General features: G+C 36.8%; 16 protein-coding genes and 1 pseudogene. 7 read left to right on the top strand and 10 right to left on the bottom strand.

What is annotated here, in order from left to right:
• Positions 1-18 precede the first annotated feature (18 nt).
• Both JEP40_RS16520 and JEP40_RS16515 read right to left on the bottom strand, forming a co-directional pair.
• Positions 19-1,014, bottom strand: coding sequence for a serine/threonine protein kinase (locus JEP40_RS16520; RefSeq protein WP_198624442.1), 996 nt, complete (start codon positions 1,012-1,014; stop codon positions 19-21).
• Between the two features lie 14 nt (positions 1,015-1,028).
• A complete protein-coding gene (locus tag JEP40_RS16515) occupies positions 1,029-1,298 on the bottom strand; it encodes a YihD family protein (protein WP_109408934.1) in 270 nt (89 codons plus the stop codon).
• Between the two features lie 220 nt (positions 1,299-1,518).
• On the opposite strand from JEP40_RS16515, the gene mobA reads away from it, so the two are divergent.
• Both mobA and mobB read left to right on the top strand, forming a co-directional pair.
• A complete protein-coding gene (mobA, locus tag JEP40_RS16510) occupies positions 1,519-2,103 on the top strand; it encodes a molybdenum cofactor guanylyltransferase MobA (protein WP_198624441.1) in 585 nt (194 codons plus the stop codon).
• Positions 2,104-2,114: 11 nt separating this feature from the next.
• Positions 2,115-2,633 (top strand): molybdopterin-guanine dinucleotide biosynthesis protein MobB, encoded by a 519-nt coding sequence (gene mobB, locus JEP40_RS16505; protein ID WP_198624440.1) that lies wholly within the window; start codon positions 2,115-2,117, stop codon positions 2,631-2,633.
• Between the two features lie 59 nt (positions 2,634-2,692).
• On the opposite strand, the gene JEP40_RS16500 is transcribed toward mobB, so the two are convergent.
• A complete protein-coding gene (locus JEP40_RS16500) occupies positions 2,693-4,351 on the bottom strand; it encodes an alpha-glucosidase (RefSeq protein ID WP_198624439.1) in 1,659 nt (552 codons plus the stop codon).
• Between the two features lie 216 nt (positions 4,352-4,567).
• Here JEP40_RS16500 and JEP40_RS16495 point away from each other — a divergent pair, with 216 nt between their 5' ends.
• Positions 4,568-5,548, top strand: a complete 981-nt coding sequence (locus JEP40_RS16495; protein WP_198624438.1) for a LacI family DNA-binding transcriptional regulator — start codon at positions 4,568-4,570, stop codon at positions 5,546-5,548.
• A 29-nt stretch (positions 5,549-5,577) separates the two neighbouring features.
• Here JEP40_RS16495 and JEP40_RS19150 read toward each other — a convergent pair.
• From JEP40_RS19150 to JEP40_RS16475, 5 genes and pseudogenes are all read right to left on the bottom strand, one after another.
• A pseudogene (locus JEP40_RS19150) lies at positions 5,578-5,835 on the bottom strand (helix-turn-helix domain-containing protein).
• 150 nt (positions 5,836-5,985) lie between these two features.
• Positions 5,986-6,483, bottom strand: a complete 498-nt coding sequence (locus JEP40_RS16490) for a RidA family protein (protein WP_072068788.1) — start codon at positions 6,481-6,483, stop codon at positions 5,986-5,988.
• 45 nt (positions 6,484-6,528) lie between these two features.
• Positions 6,529-7,950: an NAD(P)/FAD-dependent oxidoreductase gene (locus JEP40_RS16485; RefSeq protein ID WP_198624437.1), complete on the bottom strand. Its 1,422-nt coding sequence runs from the start codon at positions 7,948-7,950 to the stop codon at positions 6,529-6,531.
• Positions 7,951-8,554: 604 nt separating this feature from the next.
• Complete coding sequence (gene gorA / locus JEP40_RS16480; protein WP_198624436.1) at positions 8,555-9,910, bottom strand: glutathione-disulfide reductase; 1,356 nt, start codon at positions 9,908-9,910, stop codon at positions 8,555-8,557.
• A 145-nt stretch (positions 9,911-10,055) separates the two neighbouring features.
• Positions 10,056-10,898 (bottom strand): 23S rRNA (adenine(2030)-N(6))-methyltransferase RlmJ, encoded by an 843-nt coding sequence (locus JEP40_RS16475; RefSeq protein WP_198624435.1) that lies wholly within the window; start codon positions 10,896-10,898, stop codon positions 10,056-10,058.
• A 180-nt stretch (positions 10,899-11,078) separates the two neighbouring features.
• Here JEP40_RS16475 and JEP40_RS16470 point away from each other — a divergent pair, with 180 nt between their 5' ends.
• From JEP40_RS16470 to JEP40_RS16455, 4 genes are all read left to right on the top strand, one after another.
• Positions 11,079-11,468, top strand: a complete 390-nt coding sequence (locus JEP40_RS16470) for a DUF1090 domain-containing protein (RefSeq protein ID WP_198624434.1) — start codon at positions 11,079-11,081, stop codon at positions 11,466-11,468.
• A 327-nt stretch (positions 11,469-11,795) separates the two neighbouring features.
• Positions 11,796-12,815, top strand: a complete 1,020-nt coding sequence (yhjD, locus tag JEP40_RS16465) for an inner membrane protein YhjD (RefSeq protein ID WP_198624433.1) — start codon at positions 11,796-11,798, stop codon at positions 12,813-12,815.
• Positions 12,816-12,885: 70 nt separating this feature from the next.
• On the top strand, positions 12,886-13,095 hold the full coding sequence (locus JEP40_RS16460; protein WP_198624432.1) for a 2-hydroxymuconate tautomerase family protein: 210 nt from the start codon (positions 12,886-12,888) through the stop codon (positions 13,093-13,095).
• Positions 13,096-13,175: 80 nt separating this feature from the next.
• The gene (locus JEP40_RS16455) at positions 13,176-14,186 is read left to right on the top strand and encodes a serine hydrolase domain-containing protein (protein ID WP_198624431.1); all 1,011 of its coding nucleotides are present in this window, start codon (positions 13,176-13,178) and stop codon (positions 14,184-14,186) included.
• Positions 14,187-14,289: 103 nt separating this feature from the next.
• On the opposite strand, the gene JEP40_RS16450 is transcribed toward JEP40_RS16455, so the two are convergent.
• Both JEP40_RS16450 and JEP40_RS16445 read right to left on the bottom strand, forming a co-directional pair.
• The gene (locus JEP40_RS16450) at positions 14,290-15,804 is read right to left on the bottom strand and encodes an insulinase family protein (RefSeq protein WP_198624430.1); all 1,515 of its coding nucleotides are present in this window, start codon (positions 15,802-15,804) and stop codon (positions 14,290-14,292) included.
• 174 nt (positions 15,805-15,978) lie between these two features.
• On the bottom strand, positions 15,979-16,689 hold the full coding sequence (locus JEP40_RS16445; protein WP_109409039.1) for a HAMP domain-containing protein: 711 nt from the start codon (positions 16,687-16,689) through the stop codon (positions 15,979-15,981).
• Between the last annotated feature and the right edge of the window lie 301 nt (positions 16,690-16,990).

Raw genomic sequence — 16,990 nt, 5'->3', positions numbered from 1 at the left:
TTCATCGTCTCCTAAGAATTAATACATTGGACTAAGTTGTAAAGGAGGCTCATTTAATTGCTCCACTTGTCCCTTGAATAAGGCTAATTGTTTAAACCAAAAATCTTGTTCTTGAAACCAAATAAAAGCTCTTGGAAAGGCCGGATCATTCCAGCGCTTTAATACCCATGCGAGATAATGCACCATTCTCATCGCTCTTAGTGGTTCAATTAATGACAATTCTCGTAAATCAAAATCTTGGTATTCATAGTAAGACTCAAGGATTGTATCTAATTGTATAATTTGCTCTTGCTTCGAACCATTTAATAACATCCAGAAGTCTTGTATTGCGGCTCCCATTCGAGAGTCATCAAAATCAACCATTACAACTTCATCACGCCACAATATATTACCGGGATGGCAATCCCCATGTAGTCGTAATATTTGCCATGTGGAGTCTTCTATCCGAGGACTCACTTCATGAATAAGTTTATCAATCACCTCAATAAACTGAGGCTTGAGGCTATTAGGAATTAATGCACTATTTTCAAATTCTAATTTTGGTACCATCAGATATTCTGCAATAGAAAGACTCGGCCGATACTGATAACTCTTTTTTCTGCCTATTTGATGAATGCGCCCTAATGTGCGTCCTACTTCTTCTAGTTGAAATAAGTTATCCGTTTCATATGCCCTTCCACCAATACTAGGAAATAATGCAAAATAAAAACCATCATCAGAAAGATGGACCGTCTCATTATGAATGATTAAAGGGGCAGCAACTGATACTTGAGCTTCCTTTAATGCTAAAACAAATTCATGTTCTTCTTTTATTTGCTCATATGACCAACGCTGAGGGCGATAAAATTTCACCACATAACGCTGTCTATGTTCATCCATAAATTGAAAAACACGATTTTCATAACTATTTAATTCAGTTAACCCTGATTCAGGATAAAAACCGATTTTAACTAATGCATCCCAAATGTTATCCGGTGAAAGTCCCTGAAAATTAAATGAGGCAGATATTTCCATTTTCTATCCTGAACTTAATCTTTAATTACACCACGGGCACGTAAAATAGCGGTTTTAAAATCTTCTTCGTAATCTTTTTTTAGTCCTGGTATAACATCTGTCGGTGCTGAACCTCGCATTTTCAGATGGTAAATCAAAATATCATCAGTCAGATCAGATAATTGACCTTTAAAACCCGCTTCATTAGCCAGTTTCTGCAATAATTGAATTAAGTTTAAATCAGAATTCTCTTCCCAAACTGGATGCAGTAATTCCATAACTTCATTAAGACGGTGACATTTCATACAAAAAATCCTTATTATTAATGACAACAACAAAGTACCAATTATTATCTGATAGAAAAAGAAAACCTCTGTCAATATGCGTAAAGATTACGCTTTTTTGATAAAAATTGCTGTTGCTTTACATGAAATCTCACCAAGTCGAGACTTTTTATTAGTATATCGTCTTTGCTTGATAAAAATCGTTCGTAAATTTTAGCCAATTTATTCACAAATATTGAATATGAAAAAGAAGAATATTACAGGTGGCATACTCGCTGGAGGCCAAGCAACTCGAATGGGTGGCGCGGATAAAGGGCTACAAATTCTACATGGACAACCTTTATACCTCCATATAGCCCAAAAACTAGCACCTCAAGTTGATTACATATTGATTAGTGCTAATCGAAATCTAGAGCAATATCGCCAGAGCCAATATCCTGTTATTACTGATGAAATAGAAGGTTTTTCCGGCCCCTTGGCCGGTATGCTAACACTATTAAAACAAGCATCCACACCTTGGGTTGCTTTTGTACCTTGTGATGTGCCTTATTTTCCACTCAATTTGGTTGAGACACTCTATAAACAAAAAGGAACATCTTTAGCTGTTTATGTTGATGATGGTGAAAGAGAACACCCTACACTAGCACTATTACATCGTAGCATTATTCCTATGCTAGAAGCCTATCTAGCGCAAGGCGATCGGAAATTAATGCTGTTTATGAAACAAATAAATGCACACCCCGTTTTATTTGCGGATCAAGCCAGTGCCTTTATAAACTTAAACACCCCTGACGATATTGCAAAAGCCAATCAATTAAAAAAATAGGAATGAAAAATATGGCACAGCTCGATTTACCTCTTTTAGGGATCACTGCATGGAGTGGAACCGGTAAAACAACGTTACTAAAACAACTAATCCCACAATTACGTAAAAGAGGGATCCGTGTAGGGATGATAAAACACACTCATCATGATATGGATGTGGATAAGCCTGGAAAAGACAGCTATGAGCTCAGAAAAGCAGGTGCCGACCAGACATTAGTTGCAAGCCAACAACGCTGGGCATTGATGACAGAAACCCCTGATCTGCCAGAATTAGATTTGTATTACCTCGCTTCTCGCTTTGATGCAAGTAAGCTAGATTTAATCTTAGTCGAAGGCTTTAAAGGCGAAACTATTCCTAAAATTGCACTTTATCGCTCTATCAATGAACGTGACTTTAATGATTTACTTGATGAGCACGTTATTGCCGTTGCCAGTGATTGCAATTTAAGCACAAATTTCCCATTACTAGATATCAACGCACCCGAGACTATTGCAGAATTTATTGCAGATTGGCTGAAGAGAACGAAATAAAAATCACAAATAATAAAGCGCCCTATAAAGGCGCTTTATTTTCAATTAAAGAGAGGAAATTAAACAAAAATAATAGCTTGATAAGGTTGAAGAATAAGATTTCCTTTTTCATCTTCAACTATTGGGCTGTTATGCAAATACACCTGTTTTATTTTAAGTGGTAACGATTTTTTCTCACCACTAAAATTACAGTAAATATTAACGGAGTTACCTTCATAAGTACGCTTAAAAGCAATCACATTTTCTGGTGAATTTAATGGTAAAAACTCACCATAAATCAAAATATCGCTGATCTCAGAATATCGTCTTAAAGTGATTAACTGCTGATAATAAGCGAAAAGAGAGTGCTTATCTTCTGACTCCTGTTCTGCATTAATCTGCGTATAATTAGGATTAACTTTTAACCATGGTTTGCCTGTACTAAAGCCTCCATTGATTTCACTATTCCATTGAAAAGGAGTTCTTGAATTATCACGACTGCGTTCATTAAAATATTCAATAATTTGCTTATCGCTATAACCTAATTTCTTGCCCCAATCATGTAATTTAAACACATGTAAATCGTCATGCTCTTCCAATGTCATTGGGCAATTTGTCATGCCAATTTCTTGCCCTTGATAAATAAAAGGCGTTCCTCGTTGCGTTAATAAAAATGTTGCTAACATTTTGGCACTAATAGGGTTAATTGTACCTTTAGGGAGAAATTTATTTAATGAACGAGGTTGATCGTGATTTTCTAAATAAGGTGCTCCCCAGCCCACTCTTTGAGTATCTAATTGGCTTTTAATAAACACAGGTTTTAATCTTTCACCTGTAATGGGGTTAATTGTAAATGGCTTTTCATTGCGGATATCTAAGTCGGCAATACTAAAATCAAATACCATGGAGAAATAGCCATTCTCGCCAACATAGGCTCGTAAATCTTTTTCCGGCACATCAATTTCTGCAACCGTCATACTATTTGCAGGCTTAAAAGTATTCTCAACTAATTCAGTTAAAAACTGATCAATTCCAGGTTGATTTAGAACCCAAGGCACTAAAGAGGCAGAACCATCATCTTTATCTGGTTCAAATTGATATTCAGATAATGCTTCAGGAGATTTTTTTAAATTACCAATTGCATCAATACGAAATCCAGCAACACCTTTTTTGATCCAGACATTTATCATATCGATAATATCTTTACGTAATTGTGGATTTTCCCAATTTAAGTCCGGTTGTTCTGGGCCAAACGAATTAAAATACCATCGGTCAGTATTTCCTACACGGCTCCAAACAGAGCAATCAAAATAAGTACGTAAATTATTAGGCGGAGTCGGTTTATCCCATCGTTTAAAAATATAATAATTCGCATAAGGGCTATTAGGATCTTCGATTGCTGCTTTAAACCAAGGATGCTCATCTGAAGAGTGATTTAATACTAAATCTAATAGAATTTTAATATCACGTTTTTTAGCTTCACAGATCAGTTTATCTAACGCCTTATTATCACCAAAAATAGGATCAACAACAGAATAATCAGCAATATCATAACCGTTGTCTTTCATTGGCGATTTAAAGATAGGACATAGCCAAATAACATTAGTGCCTAGTGATTGAATATAATCTAATTTCTCTGTGATCCCCGCTAAATCTCCAATACCATCGCCATTACTGTCGTAATAACTTTTGGGATAAATTTGATAGACCACCGCTTCTTTCCACCAAGTATTAGACATATTCACCTCACCAAGGTAATCAATATATATGGAACTGTTCCATAGTTAATATAAGATACTATAGGCACTAAAATAGCGGATAAGGTAATTAACATACTAAAATGTGAAATAGCTCATACTAAAAAAACACAATTACCTCATTAAAGAGGGGTTTGTCTTAATCAGATTAAGATATATTAGACATTCAACTAATTAAAAGGAGCAACAGCATATTCAATGGCCGGGATCCGTGATGTCGCAAAAAAAGCCAATGTCGCCGCAAGCACTGTTTCAAGAGCGCTAAATAACAGTGGCTATGTTTCTCAAACGGCGCGAGAAAAAATAAAAAAAGCGGTAGAGGAATTAGATTATATTCCCGATACTTGGCTAAGAAATTTATATCAACAAAAGAGTGCTGTTGTTGGCGTCATTATTAATAGCCTAGAGTATCCTTATTTTGCGACAGTAACCCGTTTTATTGAAAATAAACTCGCTGAGAACGGCTATAGCATGATGTTATGTGCAACACAAAATAGCAAAGTACGCGAACGTATATTTTTTGATATGCTCAAACGTGGTCAGATTGATGGTATTATTGCGGAGTATCTGCTATTGGATGACAATGAATATCAGCATATTCAAAAACCAGTGGTAACACTTGACCGCCATCTTCGTGATATTCCATTGGTTTGTTCAGATCACCATACTGGTGGTCGATTAGCGGCAGAACACCTTATTCAAAAAGGTTGTCAGAAAATCCTCTACATCGAAGATAATTCAAGTTATTTATCTTCAACACCCTCTTATCAAAGCTGCTTAGCTTTTAAAGAAAGCCTTCTTCAAGCAGGTATTACACCTATTTCCTGTAAAGTAAATTGGAAAGAAGAAGAAAAAGATTACTTCCATACTTTTGCGACAAAAATACTGACACAGCATCCCAATATTGATGCTATTTTCGCTGCTGATATTCCAGCAATGGCATTATTTAATGAAGCAACGAGACGAAATATTGCCATTCCAGAGCAATTGAAAATCGTTGCTTACGATGGAAGTCCTTGGTTAAACCAAACACTGCGCCAATTAACCTGTATTGAACAGCCCTTTGAACAACTGGCTGAAAAAAGCGTAGAAGTGATTAGTGCATTAATTGAAAATAAAGAAATAACAGATAACGTCTCTGTTATTTCAGTGAAGTTTATTCAAGGTGAGAGTAGTTAGATCTTGTGAAATGAAAAATGTAGTAACACTCATTTCCCAGTTAGGAGGGTAGTATTAATACTTAATTCACCACCTAATGCAGAGATATAACGCTTTAATGTTGAAAGGCGAATCATTACCTGATTGTTCAATTATTGCTAATATAGGCTGTTTTACTCCCATCAAATGAGCTAACTCAGTTTGAGAAGTATGTAATGCCTCATGCAAAGATCCCAGCAACACTTTTTGCCTTAACACTTCAACTTTTTTAAAATTTTCTTTTTATTTTCAGTGTGTTGTTTTGCCATCAATTATTCTAAAGTAGACATCTTTTTTTCCTTATCTTGATAATTGCAAGCGGAATAACGCATCAGATAAAAAACGCCAAAGAAAGAAGCCCTTCTTTGGCGTTTTGTTCGATTATGTTTTACGTCGAAATTGAGTAAAAGCTCTCGTTCTTATTTCGCAGGACGAACAGCGATAACTTCAATTTCTACACGCCATGCAGGATTCGCTAGTTTATAAACTTGGAACGCTGAACGTGCTGGTAGTTGATCAGTCTTTGAAGCATCATAGAACTTAGAATAACCGTTCATGAAACCTTTAAAGTCCATAGTGCCATTATTTTCTTCACCACCCACTAAGAATACTTGCATCTTAACAACGTCTTTCATATCAAGACCAAGATTATTCAAGTTAGTTTTAATTTGCTCTAAAACATTAATGGTTTGTTCTTCTGTATTACCATAAGAAGCTAATTCACCTTCTGGTGCATTTGCTGATTTCTTAGTAGGGACTTTACCACTTAAGAAAACCAGATTGTTGCCCGCATTAATTTCAACTGCTTCCGAAATAGGCATACCGTCTAATTTATGATGCACAACATTCTCCGCTGCATTTGCGCTTGCTACACCAAAAATAAAAGGTAGGGCAACAAGTAAACTTTTATAGCGCATGAAAACTCCTTAACATGTTTAATTTACAGTAAAACAAGGGGTTATTTACTGCTTAAAGCGATCCATTCTAAATGGTGTTGGATCAATAACTGGTTTTTTACCTGTTACAATATCAGCCGTTAATTCACCGGCTGCAGGGCTTTCTGTCATACCCCAAACTGTAGCGGTATTAATAACTAGGCCTGGGTATTCTTTGACCTCAGAAATAATAGGTAATTCATCAAATGTTGGACTAACAACAGCCCCCCAACGTTCAACAACTTGGGATTTTTCAAAGACTGGGAATTCAGTTTTCATTCTTTGGAATACCGCATCTAAGTGCTCAGTATTTTGTGTTGCTGTTGCAATACGATATTGTTCGAACGGTGTTTTTTCATCTAACTTCCAAGATGTTGCCATCTTAAATGAATTAAATAAGTCTTCACCGATAGAGAATTCTAATGGCAGTTCACCACCACCTAATAGGTGCATAAACTTAGGCCCTAATAAGAAACTATCTTTCACAATAGAACTTGTGAAAATGCGTGGTGCGACAGCGTAAGTACCATCCGCTTGCTCACGGAAGTGAATACCGTTTGGTAAATGGACGTTACCACGAGGTGCTCCCGGTACACCTGATACACGTTGCTGTGATAAGTAAACATTCAGCGTTGGAATATCAATGCCCATGTTACCCATAAATAGACGTGACCAAATACCGCCAGCAAGAACAACATGAGATGTTTTAATTGCACCTTTTTCTGTTACAACATCAGAAATTTTACCCCCTGCTGTTTCGATGCCTCTTACTGCACAGTTGGTATAAATTTTCACACCAATTTGTTTAGCGTAACGAGCTAATGCCGGTGTGCCTGTTTCTGGATCAACAGAGCCTGAGTCTTCTTCAAAAGCAGCAACTGTCCATGGAGTTTGAGCACCAACAAGACGGTTTGATAACTCGTCACCTTTGATAATACGAGTATTTAATGGAGTATCAAATCCTGCAGATTCTTTTGCTGTTTTGATCCACGCTTGGGCTTTATCAAACGCTTTTTCATCAGCAAGTGCTTCTACGCGGCCTTGTGTACGATAACTGGTGTCAGCACCAATTTTCTCGTTCATACCACGCCATAAGATTTTCCCGTAATGATGTAATGGGAAAATTTCTGGTGATGTTTGATAACTAATAATTTGGCTGTATGCACGGCCCGATTGTTCACCGCCAATCTCGCCTTTTTCTAAAATAGTGACACTCATGCCACGTTCTGCAAGGTTGATAGCGGTCATGATGCCTTGGATACCAGCACCAATAATCACTGCATCAGATTCTTTAGGTAGAGCACCTTCTGTACCTTCGACAAATGATACTCTAGATTTAGTTTCAACGAATTTGCCATCACGGCGAACCATTGGAACTAACGCAGCACCACCAGCCAAAACGCCCGCAGCACCAACACCTAAAAGCAGCTTTCTCCTTGAAATTTTCATCTTCTACCTCAGTAATGGATTTACCATTTATATTTATAATGTTATTAATTTGTATCTTTAAAATTGAATATTATCATAGTTTATTATATTGTTAATAATTATTATTATTTGTTAATAATTTCCATAAATAACAATATCCATAGATACAATATGGTTATTTTAATCGTTTTTTCTCATAAAAAACCTTCAATTAAAGACATTCTTTCTCTGAGGTAACATCTATTACATATTGATATATAAGAATATAAATATAAACCATAAAATTTATAATAAAAAATATGATTATTTCTTTAATTAATATTTTGATACAAATATCATATAAACCCGTCAATATTTGTTTACAAAACGAACAAAACCTATCGCACAATTACATAAAATAAAAAGCCAATATTGGCGATGTTATAACCTTTTTTTTACAAAATAAGTTATTTAGCTTAATGACTAGTTTATTGGTCAATAAGCAGACGGATATGCTTTGGGGAAAAATAGAAAAAGAGGGATTAAGCTCAAAATAAAACAGGAATAGGTACAAGTTTCAATAAAAAAGCCAGAGTATAAACTCTAGCTTTTGCATGTTAATTTCAAAGTAAGCGATATTATGCGCTTATCTCATGGTAACAAACTCTTCCGCTGCTGTGGGGTGGATTGCTACGGTATCATCAAAGTCTTTTTTCGTAGCGCCCATTTTCAGTGCAACCGCAAAACCTTGTAGCATTTCATCCATACCAAAACCAATACCGTGAATACCGACAATTTTTTCATCAGCTCCCACGCAAACAAGTTTCATGCGGCAAGGTTGGCGATGACGAGTCACTGCGCTATACATTGCGGTGAAAGAAGATTTATAGACTTTGACCTGATCAGCACCATATTGCTCAACCGCTTGAGGCTCAGTTAAACCGACTGTACCAATCGCAGGATGACTAAAGACAACCGTAGGGATATTTGAATAATCTAAGTGCTCATTAGGTTTATTGTTAAATAAACGCTCTGATAGACGACGGCCTGCAGCAACAGCAACTGGGGTTAATTCAACCGCACCGGTGTTATCGCCCACCGCATAAATTCCTTTTACATTGGTATTTTGGAATTTATCGACTTTGATATAACCTTTTTCGTTTAATTCAACACCCGTTACTGCCAGATTGAGGTTATCGGTTGCAGGTTCGCGACCAATTGCCCAAATTAAAGTATCGACCGTCTGTTCTGTGCCATTTTCCAGTTGTAGCGTTAAGCTGCCATCTGAATTTTTGATCACCGCTTTAGGAATAGCGTGTGTATGTAACTTAGGCCCTTCGCTTTCCATCACTTCAAGCAGTGTTTCAACAATTAATGGATCGAAATTACGCAGTGGGGCATGTTTACGTACAAATAGGTGCGTTTCACTTCCTAAAGCATTTAACACACCTGCAAGTTCTACTGCAATATAGCCAGCGCCAACGACAGCAACACGTTTTGGTAATGCTTTTAACTCAAAGAAGCCGTCAGAATTGATGCCATATTCGGCACCTGGAATATTAGGTTGAACCGGACGACCACCTGTTGCAATCAGAATATTATCGGCAGTGATTTTCTCACCGTTGACTTCAATCGTATTAGCATCAACAAAACGAGCAAACCCTTGGATAACATCAACTTTATTATTACCTAATACACGGTCATAAGATTGATGAATACGGTCAATATAAGCAGAACGGCTACTGATAAGGGTATCCCAATCAAAGCGGTTAACCGTAGTATCAAAACCATAATCAGGGCCATATTGATGAATAGCTTCGGCAATTTGCGCTGCATGCCACATCACTTTTTTAGGTACACAGCCCACATTTACACAAGTGCCACCTAATGCTTTCGCTTCAATTAATGCACATTTTTGACCATACATTGCTGCTCTATTAATTGATGCGATACCGCCACTACCGCCACCAATGGCGATATAATCGTAATGTTTGCTCGTCATTTCACTGATCCATTTATCTGTAGAAAAATAGGTAACTCACAGGCTAAGTCTTTCATGTCATAAAGTCTATTATGACAAAATTTAATACATAGCACGTCAGATTTTAGCTTTTACAGTAATAGGCAAAAACAATAAGTAAGGATGCTTATTCTGGTACAACCCATTCAACTGATGTATGACCAATACCTTCAGGAACTAATATTTTATGTAACCAAGGTAATATTGATTTCATTTGTGACTCTAGCTTCCAAGGCGGATTAATCACAATCATACCCGATGCCGTCATACCTAATTGATCACTATCAGGTTTTACAGCTAATTCAATTTGTAAAATTTTACGAATGCCAGTTGCTTCAAGCTCTTTTAGCATACGCTTAATTTGCTGGCGATGAACCACAGGATACCAAATCGCATATGTTCCCGTTGCAAAGCGTTTATAACCATCCACAACACCTTTCACTACAGCAGAATAATCCTGTTTAAGCTCATAAGGAGGATCAATTAATGCGAATCCGCGACGACTTGCGGGTGGTAATTTAGATTTCAATTGGCCAAAACCATCTTCACGAGAAACTCTAACTCGCGGATCACGAGAAAATTCTGTACGTAATAGAGGAAAATCTGTTGGGTGTAATTCCGTTAACACCAAAGAATCTTGTTCTCTTAATAGTTTTCCAGCTAATAAAGGGGAACCTGGGTAATAACGTAATTCACCATTTGAGTTTAATTCTCCAACGGCTTCAAGGTAAGGTAAAATAAGCTCTGGTACCTCATCTTGTTGCCATAAGCGTGCAATACCTTCTAGATATTCGCCAGTGCGAGTCGCATGAGCATTGGTTAATTGATAACGTCCAGCGCCAGCATGAGTATCAAGATAAAGAAACGGTTTTTCTTTCTCTTTTAAAGACTCAATGATGAGTGTTTGAACAATATGTTTTAAAACATCGGCGTGGTTGCCAGCATGAAAACTATGGCGATAGCTCAGCATTCTTTATCTTCCGTTAGAAATAAGTATAGCTTAGTAGTGAATTTACTCTGAAAGCTTGATTAAGCTCAGTGTATCAGAAAAAGCCGAACTTCTTCATTGAAAGCGAAAGAAACGTTGTGTCTTAGTGTTCAGTCGTTATGATAATCCTATATTTCACTTAAGATTAGATAGGATATTAAAATGAAAAAAGTACTCTTTACCGCAATTGCATTAACACTGTCCGTTAGCAGTGCGTATGCCAACACCTCAATCAATGGCTGCGAGATTAAAAAACAAAATATCCAAAAACAGATGGAATATGCGAAAGCACACGGTAATCAATACCGCCTACAAGGCTTAGAACGAGCATTACAAAATGTTGAGCGTTATTGCACACCAGAAAAAGTGGTTGAAAACACGCGCCTTGAATTACGTGAAAAACAACTTGATGTCAAAGAGCGTGAACTTGAATTAAAAGAAGCTCAACTCAAAGGTGATGCAGATAAAATCGCCAAACAAGAAAGAAAATTGGCTGAAGAAAAAGCAGAATTAAAAGCTATTGAAGATGAATTAAACCTACTGACCAAATAATTGTCATCATAAATGAATGCCTACTCCTTATTTATCTGTGAAATACAGAATAGAACAATACGCGAGTAGCCATTTTCTTATTAAACTCAACCAATTCAAAATTACTGTATTGGTTTTGTATTCTTAATTAAGTACAAGGTGATCACGTCTTTTAATAGTTCATCATCTACACTTAAACCAGAACAAACAATTACATCATCTAAATCAGGGGCTAATTACAATAAGCATAAGGTATGTAATAGAAATTAAGCTATGCTATTTTTGAGTAGAAACTATAGTAATACCACTAATTTATTAAAAATGGACTGATCTAATTAAAGAGGATATATGTCAGAAGAGCAGCAACAAAAAACAGTAGATGAAAAAACTCAACTGACTCAGCCACTAAAAAAAGGGCTGGAAAAAGGATTACATGGTGGAAAAAAAGCCATCGGTATTGGGATAAAAATCAGTAATTTCATTACCAATATTCCTTTTATTGCACACCTTATTCGTGCGGCAGAGCGCTTCACTGACAGAATGGGAAACCAGTTTGGCGCAGCTATCACTTATTTCTCATTTTTATCATTAATCCCTGTATTAATGCTTTCTTTTGCCTGTGCCGGTTTTGTTTTAGCCTCAAATCCCGATTTACTCGCTAAATTAATTACGGGTGTTGCAAATAGTATCGACGACCCAACATTGGCTGCAACCGTTCAACAAAGTATTGATACTGCTGTTCGCCAACGTACAACTGTCGGTTTAACCGGTTTAGCAATTGCTCTTTATTCTGGAGTTAATTGGGTCGGTAACTTACGTCAGGCTATTTTGGCGCAATCACGACTCGTTTGGGAAAGAAATAAAGAAGAGCAAGAAAAAATCTATTTTCGCTATTTCCGTGATTTCTTAGCGCTGATTGGCTTACTCTTTGCATTAATTGTCACTATCACACTCACTTCTGTTGCGGGTTCAGCCCAAAGAATGATTGTTCATACCTTGGGATTAGATGGCATTGAGTGGTTAACGCCTGCATGGACAACCATCGGTCTAACAATCTCCATTACTGCAAACTATTTACTATTTTTGTGGATATTATGGATTTTACCTCGCCATCAGCCTAAACGTATTTCTCTTATGAAAGGCACGCTTATCGCTGCCATTGGCTTTGAAATTTTAAAATCCGTAATGACATGGATGTTACCAAGAATAGCAAGCTCACCTTCAGGTGCCGCATTTGGTTCAGTAATAGGTTTAATGGCTTTCTTCTACTTTTTTGCCCGATTAACGCTCTTTTGTGCCGCATGGATCGCCACTGATGGCCCAAATATGCGTAAAGAACAGCTGGCTGAAACGCAATCAACATCTTAATTTTATGATAAAACTACAATGGTTAATTCCCTGCATTAACCGCCTATCAATAACGTAATAAGGAAAAACAATGCCATACGTTAATATTAAAATCACACGCGAAGGTGCAACCGCTGAACAAAAAGAACAACTTATTGCGGGTGCAACACAACTTTTGGCTGATGTATTAGGTAAAAACCCAGCAACCACCGTTGTCGTGATTGATGAAGTAGAAACAGATAACTGGGGGATCGGCGGTAAAACCGTAACAGAATTACGAGCAGCAACAAAAAATAAATAAAGAATAACTGCAAAATAAATAACGGGTGCCAAGTACGCCCTTTTTACTGATTTATTTTCCTGATAGATAAGGAAGTAACTATGGTTAAATCAATGACTGATGCTTTTCATACCTTACCCTCAGCGAGTGCCATCTATATTACAGGTGCCGGCATTCAATACCCTTTTGGTATGGCACATGGATTTGCTGATGAAAATACCCAAAAAAAATTAACTGTAGATACTCCTTTTCGGATCGCAAGCAATACAAAAACCTTTCTCGCGGCTGCTTTTTTACGTTTATGGGAACAAGATGCCTTGTCTCTTGATGATGAGATAACAAAATATCTAAGTCCTCATTATCAACAAATATTATCAGAACTTGGGTATGATCTTAACACTATCACATTGCGCCATTTATTAAGCCACAGCAGTGGGTTATTTGATCACGCTAATGAGGCTTACCTTGAGAAAGTTATTAATAACCCCACCCATCGGTGGACACGAGAAGAGCAGATAGCGCATTATACTCAACAAGACTTTCCTGTTGTTCCTGCGGGTAAACGCTTTATTTATTCAGATACTGGATACATCCTATTAGGCGATATTCTTTCTCAATTTATGAGAAAAAATATGGCTACAGCCGTTCGTGAATTATTACATTTTCAAGATTTAGACTTACCGCAAACGTGGTGGGAAGGTCTAGAGCCACAACCCATATCCAAGAAAACTCGCGCTAGACAATTTGCTGGTGAACATGAAGGAACTCACATTGATGCCTCAATGGATACTTTTGGTGGTGGAGGACTTGTGATGACAACGCTTGAATTAGCTAAATTCACAGCAGATCTCTTTGAAGATAGAGTGTATACGCATCCATCCACTTTAAACGAAATGAAATGGCAAGGCTCACATACTGGTGCTACAAATTATCGTTTAGGATTGATGGCTGAAGAGACGAGCTTAGGTACTCTTTATTATCATCTAGGTTATTGGGGTTCTGTTGCTTGTTATTTGCCTGAAAAACAGATTGCTATTGCAGGCTTTACAACTCAAAAAAATAACCGTGAAGCGTTAACTGAGATAATTAAAGAAGCGTTTAAACGCCTTTAATATTAAAAAAGCAAAAAGCCAAAAATGTATTAATAACACTTTTGGCTTTTTAAATTGTATAAACCGCTAATTTTTTATATCAGCCCAGCGACTTATTTTATGGCTATTTCTTCGCCGGAGTTGTCACTGTGGGTGTTTCCACCATTTTATTTGGCGCCGTATTAACGGGTACTGAAGCAGGTGTATTTACCACTTCTGGATGAACTTGCTTTTCAAATTGAATACGCAATTCACCTAAATTTACAGTAGGTGTTTCACTACTTTGCGTTAATACAAAAGTAATATCTTCAGACAATACTCTTGAAAGCTCCTGATTTAAGGTTTCTTTAGTTAAACCGGCTAAAAATGCTTGGCGTAAACGTTGATATTGCTCAGGAGGAATATCAATAATATTGCTTTGTTGCGATAACAAACGCTGATTAATTAAAATAGCCGTACTTGTTTTTGCATAACGAGCAAAAAGCTGTGTTAACTGAAGCTGTTTCTCTTGTTGAAGCTCTTGATACAACTCATCGCTAATGCCTTGATTACGCAAGTGACCTAATTCTTCACCCACCCATGATGCTAATGCTGGAATATTTGCTGTCGCGGTATCGACATTCAAAGAACAACTGGCGCGCTGATATTGTACTCTGCAATCAATGTTAACTTGTGTACTGTCATTTTCTTTACGTTGTTCAAGACTACGACCTAAATAAACAAAGATCACTTCGCGAGCTAAATCACTTAGCCAATATTTATTTAACGTATCAGAGTCTTTTACTGGCGACCAATCTAGATCCCAAATTAAAGAGATTTGATCTTTAGCTCGCATGGGCTCTTGTACATATAACGTTTCAGGCTTCATATCTGCCAACATCGGTACTGGAACAGGGGTAACTCGCTTTCCAGATAGAGATGAAAAGGCCTGATTAATGCTTTCAGTCAATACCCGATTATCAACATTGCCAGCAATATAAAGCGTCATCATATCAGGGGTATACCAACGCTGTTGATAATCTGATAATTCTTTTGTATTAACTGACTGATTAACAGGCTTACCAGGGTTGTGGCCTTTTAGATTAGAGCCTTCAAGACGTGAGCGCCAAATAGGATCTTCAATATTAAGTGGAAATGTTGCAATAGGAAGTGGTGACTGAACAGCATTACGGACTGCATTTTCAGTATATTGCGCTGGTTTAGCAATTCCCGCAAGTAATGCAAAAGCATCTTTTAATAGTTCAGGTTGGTTATTTGGCAGACTTAAATTATAAACCGTAAAATCGTATGAAACGATCATTGGCGGTAACGGATAATCTGGATCTAATGCATTTTTCCATAAGTTATCACGCTTCTCTGGTGTCAGACCTGTATTTTCCAATACGTTGAGTTTAGACACCAAGGATGAAAAACCCGTTTCACTGCTTTTCTCTGATAAAGAACCTGTATTCACTAATAAACGAATTTGTATTCTATCATTAGGGCGTTGCGGTGTTTGTAAGATTTGCCACTGAAAACCATTTGCTAGTCGCCCTTCTTGCCAAGCAGGATCAGGCTGTAAAGCTTCGGCCTGAACTTGGCAAACAACAGCGCCAAACATAACGCTTCCCAATAAAATTCGTGTCATTACACCCTGCATGTGAACCTCTGTTTTATTAATCCTTGGTATTAAACCACTTATGAGGTTTAACAATAAGCGCCAAAAGACATGTTAGATGTTTGATGTCTATTTTTTGTATTATCATTCTTTATCACCACAGAAACATGAAATTAAATCACTATAGTGATTAGAGTCATTATGGCGTAAGAAGGTTCAGACCTTCGGCAATTTTTGATCAGATTTTTGATGATTATATCCTTTAACCAGCAAACCAATCTCATCATCACGATGTGATTCTGGGCAAGATAAAGCAGAAACTTGGCTATCTTTATTAAGAGTAACGGCTATTTGGCGTAAAGGTTTCACCACAATACGATTGATACACCAGCTAATAGCAACCGTTAGAATAAGCCCCATTAACAGATATGTTGTTAACATTAGTGCGACAGTATTGCTGGCAAAACGATAAAAACGGTTTGTGTCTGCCTGTAAAATAAGATAGCCGGTATAAGACTTATCATCTGTTGAAGTAATGCCTAATGGCTGTAATGGAATAACAGCCTCAACAGGGATACCAAAAAGCCAACTTGAAAAATCAGAAACGTCTTTTTTGGGTGCAAAATCTAAGTTCATCACTTGAATATTCTCAGGTTGCATCACTATCGCTTTACCGAGGATACCCGTTGCTTTTAACCCAATTATCTGTTTTTTGGCATCATTTAAATCTGATCGTAACAATGCATCAGCAAGTGGTTGCTGGATACTGACACCCGCATTAAAAAGCTGATTTTGATAATCTTCACGGCGTTGATCTATCAAATAGACAAGTTGGATACTGATAAAAATAGCAATAGTCACCAACGTAACGCCCGCAACTGCGGCCATCTGTTTTATTGTTAATGAATGTTTAAGATGAGGTTTCATCATTGCTATTTCCAATATACATACTTGAACAGAGTGATTATACTGTATTTTTTAGATTATGTATCATCCTCAATAAAGAAAATAGCGCGATAAAAATTGCCTATCCATTAAAATGGAAGTAGATAAATATATAATAATTATTATTTGAGTATAGTTGTAAGATAAAAATAGTAAAATGAGATAGACACTGGATTTCACTTTTTTAATCATAATATTGTTATATTATTTTATTGATAGAATTTAATTCACTAAAAAATACAATATTATGTAAATTTAACTCTATAAAAATCTTATTAAGATG

It is taken from the genome of Proteus vulgaris (assembly GCF_016239305.1).
In the GTDB taxonomy this organism is placed as follows: Bacteria; Pseudomonadota; Gammaproteobacteria; order Enterobacterales; family Enterobacteriaceae; genus Proteus; species Proteus vulgaris_C.
Note: the sequence above shows the minus strand (reverse complement) of the source record. Positions and strands in the feature narration are given on the sequence as shown.